At 61.8% G+C, this 14,874-nt stretch carries 14 protein-coding genes; 6 read left to right on the forward strand and 8 right to left on the reverse strand.

Annotated elements, in window-relative coordinates; all coding sequences use genetic code 11:
• Nucleotides 1–36: 36 nt before the first annotated feature.
• From groL to QZ213_RS12835, 5 genes are all read right to left on the reverse strand, one after another.
• Entirely contained in the window at nucleotides 37–1,659 is a 1,623-nt protein-coding gene (gene groL / locus QZ213_RS12815) for a chaperonin GroEL (protein ID WP_291686442.1), read from the reverse strand.
• A gap of 81 nt (nucleotides 1,660–1,740) precedes the next feature.
• A complete protein-coding gene (locus QZ213_RS12820; protein WP_291686443.1) occupies nucleotides 1,741–2,280 on the reverse strand; it encodes an Hsp20/alpha crystallin family protein in 540 nt (179 codons plus the stop codon).
• A gap of 159 nt (nucleotides 2,281–2,439) precedes the next feature.
• Nucleotides 2,440–3,570 (reverse strand): ABC transporter permease, encoded by a 1,131-nt coding sequence (locus QZ213_RS12825; RefSeq protein ID WP_291686444.1) that lies wholly within the window; start codon nucleotides 3,568–3,570, stop codon nucleotides 2,440–2,442.
• 12 nt (nucleotides 3,571–3,582) lie between these two features.
• Entirely contained in the window at nucleotides 3,583–6,330 is a 2,748-nt protein-coding gene (rbbA, locus tag QZ213_RS12830; RefSeq protein WP_291686445.1) for a ribosome-associated ATPase/putative transporter RbbA, read from the reverse strand.
• Entirely contained in the window at nucleotides 6,327–7,331 is a 1,005-nt protein-coding gene (locus QZ213_RS12835) for an HlyD family efflux transporter periplasmic adaptor subunit (protein ID WP_365885065.1), read from the reverse strand. The genes rbbA and QZ213_RS12835 overlap by 4 nt, the downstream gene beginning before the upstream one ends.
• Nucleotides 7,332–7,494: 163 nt before the next feature.
• Here QZ213_RS12835 and QZ213_RS12840 point away from each other — a divergent pair, with 163 nt between their 5' ends.
• Nucleotides 7,495–7,785 (forward strand): hypothetical protein, encoded by a 291-nt coding sequence (locus tag QZ213_RS12840; protein ID WP_291686446.1) that lies wholly within the window; start codon nucleotides 7,495–7,497, stop codon nucleotides 7,783–7,785.
• 1 nt (nucleotide 7,786) lies between these two features.
• Here the strand turns inward: QZ213_RS12840 and QZ213_RS12845 are convergent, their stop codons facing one another.
• A complete protein-coding gene (locus tag QZ213_RS12845; protein ID WP_291686447.1) occupies nucleotides 7,787–8,239 on the reverse strand; it encodes an NUDIX domain-containing protein in 453 nt (150 codons plus the stop codon).
• Nucleotides 8,240–8,321: 82 nt separating this feature from the next.
• Between QZ213_RS12845 and QZ213_RS12850 the strand changes: the two genes are divergently transcribed.
• From QZ213_RS12850 to QZ213_RS12860, 3 genes are all read left to right on the forward strand, one after another.
• On the forward strand, nucleotides 8,322–9,425 hold the full coding sequence (locus QZ213_RS12850) for an alpha/beta fold hydrolase (protein ID WP_291686448.1): 1,104 nt from the start codon (nucleotides 8,322–8,324) through the stop codon (nucleotides 9,423–9,425).
• 89 nt (nucleotides 9,426–9,514) lie between these two features.
• Complete coding sequence (locus QZ213_RS12855; protein WP_291686449.1) at nucleotides 9,515–10,168, forward strand: BON domain-containing protein; 654 nt, start codon at nucleotides 9,515–9,517, stop codon at nucleotides 10,166–10,168.
• A gap of 58 nt (nucleotides 10,169–10,226) precedes the next feature.
• Nucleotides 10,227–10,796: an HPF/RaiA family ribosome-associated protein gene (locus QZ213_RS12860; protein ID WP_291686450.1), complete on the forward strand. Its 570-nt coding sequence runs from the start codon at nucleotides 10,227–10,229 to the stop codon at nucleotides 10,794–10,796.
• Between the two features lie 102 nt (nucleotides 10,797–10,898).
• On the opposite strand, the gene QZ213_RS12865 is transcribed toward QZ213_RS12860, so the two are convergent.
• A complete protein-coding gene (locus QZ213_RS12865) occupies nucleotides 10,899–11,585 on the reverse strand; it encodes a CBS domain-containing protein (protein WP_291686451.1) in 687 nt (228 codons plus the stop codon).
• A 180-nt stretch (nucleotides 11,586–11,765) separates the two neighbouring features.
• Here QZ213_RS12865 and polX point away from each other — a divergent pair, with 180 nt between their 5' ends.
• Entirely contained in the window at nucleotides 11,766–13,472 is a 1,707-nt protein-coding gene (gene polX, locus QZ213_RS12870; RefSeq protein WP_291686452.1) for a DNA polymerase/3'-5' exonuclease PolX, read from the forward strand.
• 31 nt (nucleotides 13,473–13,503) lie between these two features.
• On the opposite strand, the gene QZ213_RS12875 is transcribed toward polX, so the two are convergent.
• Nucleotides 13,504–14,037 (reverse strand): nucleoside deaminase, encoded by a 534-nt coding sequence (locus tag QZ213_RS12875; RefSeq protein ID WP_291686453.1) that lies wholly within the window; start codon nucleotides 14,035–14,037, stop codon nucleotides 13,504–13,506.
• Nucleotides 14,038–14,224: 187 nt separating this feature from the next.
• Here QZ213_RS12875 and prs point away from each other — a divergent pair.
• On the forward strand, nucleotides 14,225–14,874 hold a 650-nt coding region (prs, locus tag QZ213_RS12880), incomplete at its 3' end, for a ribose-phosphate diphosphokinase (RefSeq protein WP_291686454.1).

Consider the following 14,874-nt stretch of genomic DNA (forward strand, 5'->3'; position numbering starts at 1 on the left):
CTGCGCGGGTCGCTCCGCAACCCGGCTACGCGAAGATCACATGGCCATTTCCGGTTCGACCGGCCGTTCTTTCTTCGTCTCCGGAATTTCCGTCATCGTTGCTTCGGTGAGCAGCAGCACGCTGGCGACCGAGACGGCGTTTTCCAGCGCGGTGCGAACCACTTTCGCCGGATCGACGATGCCGGCTTCGACCAGATCCACATATTCCTTGCGTGCGGCGTCGAAACCGAAATTGCCCTGGCCGCTCATCATCCGTGCAACGACCACACCGCCGTCGACGGCCGAATTTTCCGCGATCTGGCGCGCCGGCGCTTCGAGCGCGCGTTTCAAAATCTGCACGCCGGTCCGCTCATCGCCTTCGCAAGCCGCTTCTTCGCGGGCGACCGCCTCGATGCATTTCAAGAGCGCCAGACCGCCGCCCGGCACGATGCCCTCGGCCACCGCGGCCTTGGTGGAACTGATGGCGTCGTCGAGCGCTTCCTTCTTCGCCTTCATCTCGGCTTCGGTCGGGGCGCCGACGCGGATCACCGCGACGCCGCCGGACAATTTGGCGAGCCGCTCCTCGAGCTTTTCCCGGTCGTAGTCGCTGGTGGTCTTTTCGATCTCGCGCCGGATCTGCGCAATGCGGCCGTCGATCCGGGCCCGGTCGCCGCCGCTGCCGATCAGCGTGGTATTTTCCTTGTCCGCGACCACCCGCGCGGCGCGCCCGAGCTGTTGCAGCGTCATGCTCTCCAGCTTCAATCCCAATTCTTCGGAGATCACCTGCGCGCCGGTCAATATCGCGATGTCTTCCAGCATCGCCTTGCGCCGGTCCCCGAAGCCGGGCGCCTTGACCGCGCAGCCCTTGAGTACCCCGCGAAGCTGGTTGACGATCAACGTCGCCAGCGCTTCGCCTTCGATATCTTCGGCCACGATCAGCAATGGACGGCCCGATTTGGCGACCTGTTCGAGCACCGGGATCAGGTCGCGCAGCGCGCCGATCTTGTGGTCGCAAAGCAGCACGAAGGGATCTTCCAGTACGGCCTCCATGCGCTCCGCGTCGGTGACGAAGTAGGGGGATATGAAGCCGCGGTCGAATTTCATGCCCTCGACGACGTCCAGCGTGGTTTCCGTGGTCTTGGATTCCTCGACCGAAATCACGCCTTCGCTGCCGACCTTCTCGATGGCGTCGGCAACGAGAGCGCCGATTGATGGATCATTGTGGGCCGATAAGGTTGCGACCTGGGCCTTCTCTGCTTTCGTCTTGACCGGACGAGACATGGCACGCAGCGTCTCGATCGCCACGCGTGTGGCCCGGTCCAGTCCGCGCTTGAGATCGATGGCGCTGGCGCCCGCCACGACATTGCGCACGCCGTCGGCAAGGATCGCATGGGCGAGGATGGTCGATGTGCTGGTGCCGTCACCGACAACGTCCCCGGTTCTCTCCGCTGCTTGACGAAGAATCTGGGCTCCAAGATTCTCTTCTGGATCCTTGAGATCGATTTCCTTGGCGATGGTGACGCCGTCATTGCAGACGATCGGCGCGCCCCAACTCTTCTGGATCAAAACCGATTTCGACTTCGGGCCCAGCGTGACGCGCACCGCATCGGCAAGCAGTGTTGCGCCCCGCAGGATCTTCTCGCGGGCGGCGGAATGAAACAGGATTTGCTTGTGAGCCATTCGCTGCTTCTCCATAGGGTCGAAATTGCGCGCGTCCCCGCCGATCAAAATATCTTGATGCGGCGGGGCCGTGAGGCCCGCCTATTTCACGGCTACCGGAATCGTCTTCTCTTTCTTCTGCGCTTCCGGAGATTTCGGCAGCGTGACGGTGAGGACGCCGCTCTTGTAGCTCGCCTCGATCTTCTCGGCGTCGACGCTGCCGGGAACCTGCAGCGTGCGGCGGAAGGAACCGTAGCGCCGCTCGGAGACGTAGCGGTCTTTGGTCTTCTCTTCCTTCTCTTCCCGCTTTTCGCCCTTGATGGTCAGCATGCCGTTAGAAAGCTGAACTTCGACGTCCTTGGCATCGAGCCCCGGCAGTTCGGCCGTGACCTCGAATGCCCCGTCCTTCTCGACGATGTCCAGGGCAGGCGTGACATTGAAGCCAAAGTCACGGCGCCAGAACGACTCTATGTCGGGAAGCGGACGAAAGAACGGGGCCTGCAGAAATCCAGTCTGGAAGTCGTGAAACAACCGATCGACCTGATTGCGCAGGACTTCAAAGGGTTGCCAGTCCGCGGCCTTGGCCGGCGTAGCAGGAGATGATTCAGTCTTGATGGGCAGTTTTGTTGCAGCTTCCGCCATGACAAATACTCCTCGGAGGTTGACTAGTATTAACGGTACGCTTGCGCAACATGACTTCTTTGATCCTCGTCAAACACGGAACAAAAGGTTGAACCGGCGGGGGACGCAGCCAGCCTGAGCGTTGTCGCAACGCCTGACCGAAAGGCCGATGTGGCAAGACTATTGTGCCGTTTGCGCGGTTGCGTGCCGGAATCGGAACAGGGCGAGGCCGAGAAAAATCCCGCCGATCAAGCCGATCGCAAGAAACTGCGGCCACACGACGCTTAGTCCCGCGCCTCGACACAGAATGGCCTGGGCAAAAGCGACAAAATGCGTGGTGGGTGAGCCCTGCAGGACCATGCGCAGGGATGCCGGCATGGCCTCCTGCGGCGTGTGGCTGCCCGAAAGGATCATCAGCGGAATCGCAACGAGCATGTAGAGCAGGCCGAACTGGGGCATCGAGCGCGCGACGGTGCCGAGAAATATTCCGATCGCGGTACCGAAGAACAGATAGATCGCCACGCCGGCGAGGAAGAGCGGAACCGAGCCCTGGATCGGAAAGCCGAGCAGCCCGCGGACGACAACTGTCAGTGCGAAGGCGACAGCGACCGAAATTACCAGTCCATTCGCCCAGATTTTCGACATCGCGATTTCGAACGGCGTCAGCGGCATGACCAACAGGTGATCCAGCGTACCGTGTTCCCGCTCGCGAATGATGGCCGCGCCGGAAAGAATGATGGCGAGCATCGTCACGTTGTTGACGATTTCCATCAAGCCAGTGAACCAGCCTGCCGTGAGATTGGGATTGAATGCAATGCGAACCGCGAGCTCGACCGGCGAGGCCGGCGGCGCATCGGTATGCGCCAGCGTCCTGCTGATCTCGGTGGAGATGATCTGCTGGATATAGCCGGCGCCGATTCCGGCCTGCATCATCGCGGTCGCATCGACGTCCACCTGGATCGTGGGTTGCCGACCTCCTAGGAGATCACGCTGGAAGTTCGGCGGAATATCGACCGCGAACGTCATCCTGCCGTCGTTCATCAGGGCATCGACGTCGTGCTCGCCGATCCATTGCGGCGGATTGAAATAGGGGGGCAGGAAGGCACCGGCGATACGAAGCGACAAGGCGGATCGATCCTCATCGATGATTCCGATCGAGGCGTTGTGCAGGTCCTCAACGCCGCTCCTTGCCACGTTGACGATCGAGAATGAAAACGCCCAGATTACGAGGGCGACCAGGACAACGTCATGGCCAAAGGCGCGAAGCTCCTTGGTTCCCAGCCAGAAGATATTTGCGATCGTTCTGCGCATGACCGATACTCGCTAGGCCTCCTGCTTGCGCAGCAACAAGAGGCTCAACAGCGTCAGTGCCGGAATAGTAACGGCGAGCACGGCCAAATCCATGCCGAGATCGGCAAATCCCAGCCCCTTCGTGAGCGTGCCCACGCTGATCCTCAGGAAGTAGGTCATCGGGAACAAGTGTCCGATAACGGCGCCGGCGCCGGACAGCGAGGATACCGGCGTCAGCATGCCGGCAAACTGGGTCGCGGGTATCACGGAAAGGATTGCCGTGCCAAACAGCGCTGCAATTTGCGTTCGCGCAAACGACGAGATCAGCATGCCGTAGCCGGTCGTCGTCGTCACGTAGAGCAACGCGCCGAGTAGCAGCGCGGGAAGGCTTCCCTTCAGCGGCACGCGGAACAGCAGCAGGGTCATCGCGAACAGGATGAGGAAGCTGACGAACGCTACCGCGATATAGGGAAGTTGCTTGCCGACCAGGAATTCCAGACGGGTTACCGGGGTAACGTAGAAATTCGTGATCGACCCGAGCTCCTTTTCCCGCACGATCGCCAGCGCCATCAGGATGGCGGGGATCAGGACCAGAAGCATCGCCATGGTTGCCGGCACCATGGAGTAGATGCTCCTGAAATCCTGATTGTAGCGAAACCGGGTCTCGATATTGACTGCTGCGGGAGCGGCGACACCCTGGCCGGTCGCGAGGTCGACCAGATATTGCGAGTGGACGCCTTGCAGGTATCCGCGGATCGTTTCTGCCCGGAACGGCATCGCGCCGTCGATCCATGCGCCGACCGAGACGGGAGTACCTTTCTTGATGTCTCGGCCGAAGCCCGGGGCGATCTCGATGGTCGCCATGACGTCGCTGCTCCTCAGCCGCTTTTCCAGATCGGCATCGTCGGCAATGGGCGGCTTCTCGACGAAATACCGCGAGCCCCTGAGCTCGCTGATGTAGGTGCGGCTCGCCGGGCTCTGATCGCGATCGAGCACCGCGAAGGAGAGGTTTTCGACATCCGTGGTAATGCCGAAACCGAAAATGATCATGAGAAACGCGGTACCAAGCAGCGCGAAGGACAGCCGTATCGGATCCCGGATCAGCTCCAGGGTTTCGCGCGTGGTGAAGGCGAGCATTCGCCGCAGGTTGAATGAGCGTTGCCTTCTCCTCGACAGAGCGGGAGACTCCGGCGCGTCATCCGCAGCCGCGGCATCGATTCGCTCGCCGTCGGGAATGACCAACTGCTTGCCACCTGCCTCTTCAAGATAGCTGATGAAGGCCGCTTCGAGATTCGCGACCCCTCGCGCCCGGATCAGCCCCTCCGGGGTGTCCGTGGCCAGCACCCGCCCATCGTTCATCAGGGCAATTCGGTCGCAACGGGCCGCTTCGTTCATGAAGTGGGTGGAAACGAAGATGGTGACATTGCGGTTTCGCGACAGATCCAGCAGAATTTGCCAGAATTCGTCCCGCGCCAGTGGATCAACCCCGGAAGTCGGCTCGTCGAGGATCAGCATCTCGGGCTCGTGCACGATCGCGACCGCCAGCGATAGCCGTTGGCGGATGCCGAGCGGCAATTGCGAGGCGAGCTCATCGAGGTAGCGGCCAAGACCGAAATCCTGCACGAGTTCGGCGATGCGTTCTCTCGCTCTGCCGGGCGGCAGATGAAACAGCCGGGCATGAAGCGAGAGGTTTTGCTGAACCGTCAGCTCCATGTAGAGCGAAAACGATTGCGACATGTAACCGACGCGATTGCGGGAGTTCATGTCGGCGGCGTCGATCGCCTTGCCCAGCAGGAATGCCTCGCCCTCGGTCGCCGGCAGCAACCCGGTGAGCATCTTCATGGTCGTGGTCTTGCCGCAGCCGTTGGGTCCGAGAAAGCCGAAAATTTCGCCGCGCTCGATCTCGAAGGAGACGCGATCGACCGCGGTAAAATCGCCGAAGCGGCAGGTCAGATCGCGCGCCCTGATGGTAACCTCGCGATGAACCGGGTCGCGGGACGGAATCGCAAGCGAAGCTTGCTCCCGCCGCTGATCCGGCAACAGCGCTGCAAAGGCGTTCTCAAGCGACGTTGTGCGGGTCGATGCCTTGAATTCCTCCGGCGAACCGACGGCGAGGATCTTGCCCGCATCCATGGCGATCAGCCGATCGAAACGCTCGGCCTCCTCCATATAGGCCGTGGCGATGATGACGCTCATGCCGGAATGCTGCCGGCGCATCCTGCCGATCAGGTCCCAGAACTGGCGGCGCGACAGTGGATCGACCCCGGTGGTGGGCTCGTCGAGAATCAACAGATCGGGGTCGTGGATCAGCGCGCAACAGAGGCCGAGCTTCTGGCGCATGCCGCCGGAGAGCTTCTTGGCCGGGCGATCCGGAAAGGGCGCGAGACCCGTGCTTTCGAGCAACTCGCCGATGCGCCGCCGGCGCTCGGCACGCGACAGGCCGAACAGCCGGCTGAAGAATTCGATATTTTCCCGCACACTTAGATCGGGATACAGGTTCTTGCCGAGGCCCTGCGGCATATAGGCAATGCGCGCGCAGACATCATTGCGGTGCGCGGTATCAGCCATATCGCCGTCGAGGACGTCGACCTGGCCTGATTGGATCCGGCGGGCGCCTGCGATCAGGCCGAGCAGCGATGATTTGCCAACGCCGTCGGATCCAATCAATCCGACCATGCAGCCGGACGGGATATCGAGCGTGATCGAATCGAGCGCGAGTTTGTTGCGATAGGTCAGGGTGACATTGCTCAGCCTGGCGATCGGGTGATCGTGCTGGTTCATAAGCCCTTCATCTGCTGCAAGCGGACGGGCCATTGCACGTCTGGATCGAGACGCAGATAGGCGACGCCCGGAAGGCCGCTGCGTACGGCCTGCGCGTGGGCCTTGAGCAGCTCGGGATCGATGCGTACCCGGATTCGAAACATCAGCCGGTCGCGCTCGGTTTGCGTTTCGACCGTCTTCGGCGTGAACTGCGACTGGACCGCGATGAACGACACCTTCGCAGGTATGGCGATGGCGGGATAAGCATCGAGCACGATGCGCGCATCGGTGCCGACCTTGACCCGGCCCGCTTCCAGCGTCGGCAAATAGATATCCATGTAGACCGACGCGATATCGATCATGGTGACGACCTTGCCGCCGGCCGGCAGCACCTCGCCAATATTGGCGATACGGTATTGCGCTCGGCCATCGCGCGGCGCGATCAGCGTGTTGTCCGCAATGTTGATCTTGTAGAGATTGACTTCATGCTGCGCGGCGGCGAGGCCGTGGTCGGCCTGGGCGACCCGCGCGGTCGCCGCATTGAGTATAGCGGTAGAGCCATCCAGTTGCTGTTGCCGCTGATCGAGCAGCTCCTGCGTCGCGTTGCCCCGCTGTACCAGGTAGCTCGTCCGGTCGAGCTGCTGCTTTGCCAGGGCGACCTGGCTGCGTTGTTGTTCCTGGGTGGCCCGCGCCTCGTCGACGGCCTTCTGCGCCTGCTGCAACTGGGCTTCGGCTCGCATCAGCGAAGCCTCGAGATCCCTGGTGTCCATTCTCGCGACGACTTCGCCAGCACTGAGCATGTCGCCCTCCTGGACCAGCAGCTGCGCCAGTCGGCCGGCGAATTTGGTCGAGATGTCGATCTCGTCGGCCTCGATGCGGCCGTTGCCCTGGACGATGCCGACAGGCAGTTTGGCCTGGTTCAGCTGCCACCAATACGCACCGCCGCCCGCTCCCAGAACGACCACGACAAGCGCGACCGCGATCGAGGTCCACCGCCAGCGCCGGCGCTGACGATAAGGCACCGGAAGCGCGGGAAAGAGGTTCGCGGAGCCATTGGCGGTCGTCGCCCGAACTTCCTCGCGAGGAGCACCCGACGGGCGCGCCGGTGCAGCCTCGTCATGAGGGCGTTGTTGATCTTCTACGTTCACTGTCCTGCTCCGTTTCGCTCAGAAGCGGCCGGTCGGCATGCACGAAGAACTGCCGACCGGCGACGCAAAGGTAGAGCAAACGGCCGCCGTGCTGGTTGAGCGATATCAACCGGTGGCCAAACGCCTTGAATTGCAACGGAAAATCATCTTCGCATCTTATTCGCAGATACAGCGTGATGCTTTGATGACGAGCCTCGATCTGCATCGACGCCCGGTTCCCGGGAAGGGAACGGCCTGCCTAAATTGGCGGCGGATTCGAAGGCGACATCTTGGCCGCGCCGGCGAGCCGATTGGAATTTGCGCGGCCCTCAGCAGCCCGGCGCGCTGAGTCACAGCCTCTCAAGACGATCGAGAAACGGCCGTTGGCCCGCGAGAATCTTCTCGCGCGCCAGGGGAATAGTGAACCATTCGGCGCGATCGATTTCGGGAACGGATATCATACGGCCGCTCCGCGGCGGCCATTCGATCGGGATTTGGTTGCTGCGCACGGTGCCGACATCGAGGGTGCCTTCCAGCGCATAGGCCAGAACGATCTTGCCGCCGCGCTGGCGTACCTGTCCGAGCGGCCGCAGCGGACCTGTCGCGGCGATGCCGATTTCCTCCGCGAATTCGCGGCGGGCTGCCGTTTCCCGGTCTTCGCCGCCGTCCAATTCCCCCTTTGGGATGGACCAGGCGCCGAGATCGCGGTTTCGCCAAAAAGGTCCGCCTGGATGGACGAGTAGGACAACAAGGCCGGCCTCGCCATGATGGTACATCAGGATGCCGGCGCTTATGGTTGCCATGCGGTGGGTCCGGATTGCAGGAATGACGGGCTAGATTGATCTGGCTCAAGTCGGTGGCGACAAGCGGGCATCCTTATAGCAAATGGTTCAGCGTCCCGGAGGTCAATTCCCATACGCGGCGTTCTTCTGGCCGGCGCTTGCCGCCGCCTCCGCGGTTGAAACGGCCTCATCGCTGGCGGCGCATCTTCTGGGGGGCGCTGACGACGCCGACCGCACCGCACAGGAGCCGGAAGGCGCTACGCCCAGCAAGATCGCGCTCGAGCTGAACACCGTTCGGCTGCGCGACTTTTCCTTGGTCGGCAGCGGCGTTCCGACGCTGCTGTGCACGCCACAGGCGCTGCATGGCGCTGTCGTGGCCGATCTTGCCGTGGGGCACAGCCTTGTTGCCGCCCTGCGGGACGCCGGAATTGAACGGCTGTTCATGGCCGATTGGCGCTCGGCCAGCGCGGGCATGCGATTTCTCGGCATCGATGATTATCTCGCCGCTCTCAACGTCCTTGTCGATCATCTCGGCGGCCTGGTCGATCTCATCGGGCTCTGCCAGGGAGGCTGGCTGTCGCTGGCCTATGCCGGCCGCTTCCCGGCCAAGGTGCGCAAGCTCGTGATGGTCGGCGCGCCGGTTGATATCGCCGCGCGGCAATCCGGATTGTCGGCCATGGCCGAGGCAACGCCTCTGAGCATGTTCCAGGGCCTGGTCGAATCAGGGAATGGCCGCGTGATCGGCCGCAATGTCGCGCGGTTCTGGGGAACCGAGACCGTTGAGCCCGACAATATTCGTGAATCGCTGCAGACGCTTGCGCCGGCCGGCTCGCCTGAATTCACGCGGCTCGAAGCCATCTTCAAGAAGTGGAATGCATGGACCATCGATGTTCCCGGGACCTACTACCTCGAAGTCATCGAGAAGCTATACAAGCGCAACGAGCTGGCTTCCGGAAACTTCGTCGCCCTGGGGCAAAGGATCGAACTCTCGCGCCTGCGGCTTCCGATGTATCTGCTGGCCGGGAGCGTCGACGAAGTGGTGGCTCCCGAACAATTGCTGGCGGTGGAGCGCCTGGTCGGAACGCCGCCGGAGCTTCTGCGCCACGAAGTCGCGCCCAGCAATCATCTCGGCCTCTTCATGGGCGAGCGGACGCTTGGGGAATACTGGCCGAAGATCGCGCGCTGGCTGAAACAGCCTCCCACCTGAGGGACCCTTGGCTGTTTGACCTGCATCAACGCCCGGGCCGGCGCGGGCGCGCAATCTAGCCGATACAGTCGAGCGTCAGGAGGCAGATCATGAATGAATTGAAACTGCGCGACGATATCCTGGATGAGCTGGACTATGAACCCATCGTCGATCCAGTCCATATCGGCGTAGCTGTCGATCAAAATGTCGTGACGCTGACCGGACATGTCGGCAGCTATGCGCAGAAGCTGGCGGCACTGTCTGCGGTGCGCCGGGTGAAGGGCGTGCATGGAATCGCCGACGAGATTGAAGTGCGCGCTTCTTCGGATGCAAAGATGTCCGACGATGAGATCGCCGGCCGCGCGTTCAATGTGCTGTCCTGGGACAGCGTCGTTCCCAGCGATGCCATCCAGGTCACGGTGCGGGACGGGCTGGTTACGCTGACCGGCAAAGTCCACTGGTACTATCAGAAGAGCAGCGCCGAGCGCGATGTCCGGAATTTGTCGGGTGTGCGCAGCGTGGTCAACAACATCGAAGTCGAGCCGCATGCGAAGGCCGACAACGTCAAGAAGAAGATCGAAGCGGCCCTGAAGCGGCACGCCGAAATCGAAGCCAAGGACGTCCGCGTCACCGTCCGGGACGATGAGGAGGTGTTGCTGGAAGGCAAGGTGCGTAATTGGGATGAGAAGTTCGCGGTCGAGAACGCGGCCTGGTCGGCGCCCGGCGTGAAGAACGTCAGGGATCGGCTAACGATAGGGTCTTAGCGACACGGGCTCCAGCGCGATGTCATTTCCCGTTCGCCTGTTCGATGAGGAGAGAGCCATGCAAACGCCAGTTGAAATAGAATTTCAGGATATGATTGCCAGTCCCGAGGTGGAGGAGCAGGTCGCGGACCACGTGAAGAAGCTTGAAAAGCGCTATGGCCGCATTACGGCCGGCAGGATCGTCATCAAGGATCCCGGCGACCGTCATCAAACCGGCGGCCTCTACGACATCAACATTCGTTTGGCGCTGCCGGATGGCCGTGAAGTCAATATTGGGCGCACGCCGAAGGCGGACGAGCGGCATTCCGATCTGGCGTTCGCCATCAACGATGCATTCAAGCGGGCACGCCGGCGCCTGCAGGATAATGCGCGGTTGATGGAGGGAAGGGTCAAAAGCCACGAAGAGCAACCGATCGGAACTGTGGTGCGATTGGATCCTGCCGGCGAGTTTGGTTTCCTTCGGTCAAGCGACGGCGCGGAGATCTATTTCCATCGCAACAGTATTCTTGACGGAGCGTTTTCCGAATTAACCGTTGGCTCCCGGGTCAGTTTCGCCGACGAGATCGGCGAAAAGGGCGCGCAGGCCACCACGGTGAAACTTCTGGGAAAGCACGGGTTGCGAATCTGACCCGTTCGGACGCGCATTGCGTCTCGTGCAGCGGCGGCGATCAATTCGCCGCCGGCTTTCAGGCTGTGATCCCGAGATAACCCGCGGCGCGCAGCACCCAGTTCACTCCCATGTGGCGACGGGCCGGATGACCAGATTGTCGTTGACCGCGGACACCCCAAGGGTGGACTCGGCGGCGACCTTGATTGCCTTGCGCTGGGCGGCGGATTCGGCGACGCCCCAGAGGTCCACCACGCCCCCATTGACGGTCACGTTCAGCAACGCAGTATGGGCCCACGGCTGCCTCTTCAGGTGGGACAGCACATTTTCGCGAACGGTGGTGTCGGAAAGCGGGATATCGAGCAGCTTGTGGGCCGTTGCCACCGCCTGAATGAGGTTTGCCCGGCTGACGATGCCGACCAGCTGGCCGTTCTCCAGAATAGGCACTCTCTTGATCGCGTTCTTCTCGAGCAAAGCCGCGACCTCATGAAGCGGTGTCTCGGGGGTGGCTGTAACGACCTTGCGGGTCATGACATCCGAAACCTTGAGGCCGTGGGATTTGACATATTCCGCTGCCAGCGTGTCGTCGCCGATCAATCCCCTGAGCCACCACGAGTGGTGCCGCTCTGTGCCGGCCTCCACACGGTGAAGGAGGTCACCCTCGCTGACAACGCCGACCAGTCTTTGGTCACTCTCGACCACCGGCGCAGCGCTGATCCGCTTTTCCAGGAATAGTTCTGCAACCTCTTTCACCGTGGTGGAAGGCTTCACCGTGATGACTGGCGCAACCATAACGTCACGAACAAGCATGGCAGACCTCCCTCACTAGCTGGCAAGGAGAAACCTTCGACGCGCAGTCGTCGTTGATTCAAATCAACAATGGGCGCGAACCGTAGCGTTCTCGCGCTGACCCTGATCTGGGTCAATTCAGGCCGTTGCGGCCCGCGATAATAGTAATTTCATACTGCCGTTTTTGTGGGGTCTTTCGAGATGCCCGTTCAGAACGCGGAAATCGCCGCGATGTTCGACCAGGCCGCGGAACTCCTCGAGATCGGGGGAGAGAACCAGTTTCGCGTCCGGGCCTACCGTCGCGCCGCGCGTGTCCTCGAGGGCCTGCCCAGGGCGGCCGGAAGCCTGCTGAAGTCCGGAAGCGATTTGTCGGAACTGCCCGGGATCGGCAAGGATCTGGCCGGCAAGATCGCCGATATCGTCAAGACCGGACATTTCGGTCTGCTCGATACGCTGAAGAAAAAGCTCCCGGGCGAACTCGGCGATATGGCGGCGCTTCCCGGATTAGGGCCCAAGCGCATCAAGTTGCTCTATGACAGGCTGAAAGTGCGCACCCTCGACGACCTTCGTAAGGTTATCAAGACCGGGCGGTTGCGCGAGCTTCGCGGGTTCGGCCCCGCGATCGAGAAAAAATTGCTCGGTGCGCTTGAAAAGCCGCAGCCGGCGAAGCGGTTCAAGCTCGCGGTCGCCGAAGCCGAGGCGGAAGCTTTGGTAGGCTTTCTCCGCAACAGCGGACGGGTCGTCGTCGCCGGCAGCTATCGTCGTCGCCGCGACACTGTCGGCGATCTCGATGTGCTGGTGACCGCGAAGAACGGCGCCGCGGTTGGCGACAGGCTGGTGAAATACGAGAATGTCGCAGAGGTCGCCGCTCACGGGCCGACGCGCACCACCGTGATGCTGCGTTCCGGCTTGCAGGTCGACGTGCGCGCGGTGCCGGAGGAAAGCTATGGCGCAGCGCTGCTGTATTTCACCGGCTCGAAAGCCCACAACATTGCGCTGCGCGCCCTCGCCAACCAGCACAGCTGGAAGCTCAACGAATACGGATTGTTCTCGGGGAAACGGCGGATCGCCGGCGCCACGGAGGAGGACGTCTACGAGAAGCTCGGGCTCGCCTATATCGCGCCGGAGTTGCGCGAAGACCGCGGGGAGATCGCGGCTTCCCTGGCCGGCAAGCTGCCCAGGCTGGTAAGACTTTCCGATGTCAGAGGCGACCTCCACGTGCACTCCGATTGGACCGACGGCACGGTCGCGATCGCCGGGATGGCAGAAGCGGCGCAGGCGCGCGGCTACGAATATATCGCCCTGACCGACCACAGCCGCCGCGTCGCCATGACCCACGGCCTCGATCCGGCGCATCTGGCACGCCAGATCCACGAAATCGACCGGCTCAATGACAAGCTGAAGAACTTCACCATCCTCAAAGGCATCGAAGTCGATATCCTGAAGGACGGCAGCCTCGACCTGCCGGATTCAAGCCTGGCGAAGCTGGATATCGTGGTGGCCGCCGTGCATTCGTTTTTCGATTTGCCGCGCAAGGCGCAGACCGACCGTGTCGTTCGCGCCCTGGAGAACCCTCATGTGTCCATTCTGGCGCATCCGACCGGGCGGTTGATCGGCGAGCGCGAGCCTTACGACATCGATATGGATGTCGTGATCTCCGCCGCGCGCAAGGCCGGCTGCTATCTCGAGATCAACGCGGAACCCGACCGGCTGGATCTGAACGACCTTCATGCGCACGCGGCGAAGCTCGCCGGCGTCAAGCTCGCGGTCTCGACGGACGCGCACTCGGTCGATGCATTCCAGTGCATGCGGTTCGGGATCGATCAGGCGCGGCGCGCCTGGCTCACCGCAAACGACGTGCTGAATACAAGGCCGCTCGCCGAGCTGCGCAAATTGCTGAAGCGGTGAGGGCAGGTCGAGTTGGTCATGCGCAAGCGCGCTAGCTGCCTTCGCCGGTATCGTCGACGAATACGCCCCTTGCTTTGATCATTCGCCAAAATAGCGGGTTCCAGCTATGGAAGACGGCTTCGACCCGATCTTGCAGGAATCCGGGCACGATCTCGGGCGCCGGCAGGAAGACTTCGGGAAGGACCGTCGAGAGATTGGTATCAGCGAGGATATTCCATCGGGAGTGTCCGCCCATCAGCGGCGATCGCAAGCCGTAGACGACTCGTCCGACCTGGGCCTCCCGAATGGCATAGGAACATTGCGCGCAGGGCTCGACGGTCGCATAGATCGTGCAATCGGATAGATTCGATCCCCGGATCGCCTGAGCCTTGGCAATGGCAACGATTTCCGCGTGACTGTTGACGTCGTGGTTTCGTTTCACCCGGTTGGCTGACTCGCACAGGAAGACGCCATTTCGCGCGATGACGGCTGCGAACGGATATTCTGCCGCGCGGACCGAGGTTTCGGCTAATTTTATGCAGCGCTGCATCATCTCCAGGTCAGGATCACTGTCGGTTTGAAGCATCTTGATATCTCTATTCTTTCGACCAAACCTACCGGCTTGTGAGCGAGGTCGATTGATCGGAATCAATAGGCCGCTGCTCGCACTCAGATGCCCGTCATTTGACGTGTTGACCCAGGTCAAAAGCGCATTCCGTTCGCTGGTCTAAGAGTAATTTTTCGCGTGAAGCGGTTCAAATCAGAGGCGCGCCGTGACGGAAAATCAGATTTGGTCGCCTTCCGCCGCAGGACCCGTCGCAAGCCGGCATCTGCGGCTGTTCGCCTTGAACGGAACCGACGATCTCGGGCGCGATATCAGCAAGGTACTGGCGCATCCTCTCAGCGCGCATGAAGAACGCGATTTCGAGGACGGCGAGCACAAGGCAAGACCGCTCGATCCCGTCGGCGGCGCCGACGTTTACGTGATCCATAGTCTCCACGGCGGTCCGGAGCAAAGCGCCAACGACAAGCTCTGCCGGCTGCTGTTTTTCGTCGCCGCGCTGAAGGACGCCGGCGCCCGGCGGGTAACTGCGGTAGCGCCCTATCTCAGTTATGCCCGAAAGGATCGCCGCACCAAGGCCAACGATCCCGTGACGACGCGTTATGTCGCCTCACTTTTCGAGGCGATCGGCTGCGATGCAGTCGTCACCCTCGAGGTTCACAACGAAGCTGCCTTCGAAAACGCGTTTCGCTGCCGCGCCGTGGCGCTGACGGCGGCGCCCTTGATGATCGATCGGATCAAGGCGATCGCCGGCGACGAGCGGCTTTGCGTCATCTCCCCGGATCTGGGAGGTGGCAAGCGGGCGGACCTGCTGCGCGAAGCGCTGGAAAAGGCGATGGGCCGTCCGATCGGCAAGGCCTT

Origin of the sequence: Bradyrhizobium sp. (assembly GCF_017881085.1) — a bacterium.
Taxonomy (GTDB): domain Bacteria; phylum Pseudomonadota; class Alphaproteobacteria; order Rhizobiales; family Xanthobacteraceae; genus Bradyrhizobium.

Excerpts from the sequence above, each read along its gene's own strand:
- QZ213_RS12845 (WP_291686447.1), bottom strand. The coding sequence starts at position 8,239 with ATGGCAACCATAAGCGCCGGCATCCTGATGTACCATCATGGCGAGGCC.
- QZ213_RS12820 (WP_291686443.1), bottom strand. The coding sequence starts at position 2,280 with ATGGCGGAAGCTGCAACAAAACTGCCCATCAAGACTGAATCATCTCCT.
- polX (WP_291686452.1), top strand. The coding sequence starts at position 11,766 with ATGCCCGTTCAGAACGCGGAAATCGCCGCGATGTTCGACCAGGCCGCG.
- QZ213_RS12825 (WP_291686444.1), bottom strand. The coding sequence starts at position 3,570 with ATGCGCAGAACGATCGCAAATATCTTCTGGCTGGGAACCAAGGAGCTT.
- QZ213_RS12860 (WP_291686450.1), top strand. The coding sequence starts at position 10,227 with ATGCAAACGCCAGTTGAAATAGAATTTCAGGATATGATTGCCAGTCCC.
- QZ213_RS12855 (WP_291686449.1), top strand. The coding sequence starts at position 9,515 with ATGAATGAATTGAAACTGCGCGACGATATCCTGGATGAGCTGGACTAT.
- QZ213_RS12850 (WP_291686448.1), top strand. The coding sequence starts at position 8,322 with ATGGTTCAGCGTCCCGGAGGTCAATTCCCATACGCGGCGTTCTTCTGG.
- QZ213_RS12865 (WP_291686451.1), bottom strand. The coding sequence starts at position 11,585 with ATGCTTGTTCGTGACGTTATGGTTGCGCCAGTCATCACGGTGAAGCCT.
- QZ213_RS12840 (WP_291686446.1), top strand. The coding sequence starts at position 7,495 with ATGCACGAAGAACTGCCGACCGGCGACGCAAAGGTAGAGCAAACGGCC.
- rbbA (WP_291686445.1), bottom strand. The coding sequence starts at position 6,330 with ATGAACCAGCACGATCACCCGATCGCCAGGCTGAGCAATGTCACCCTG.
- QZ213_RS12875 (WP_291686453.1), bottom strand. The coding sequence starts at position 14,037 with ATGCTTCAAACCGACAGTGATCCTGACCTGGAGATGATGCAGCGCTGC.
- groL (WP_291686442.1), bottom strand. The coding sequence starts at position 1,659 with ATGGCTCACAAGCAAATCCTGTTTCATTCCGCCGCCCGCGAGAAGATC.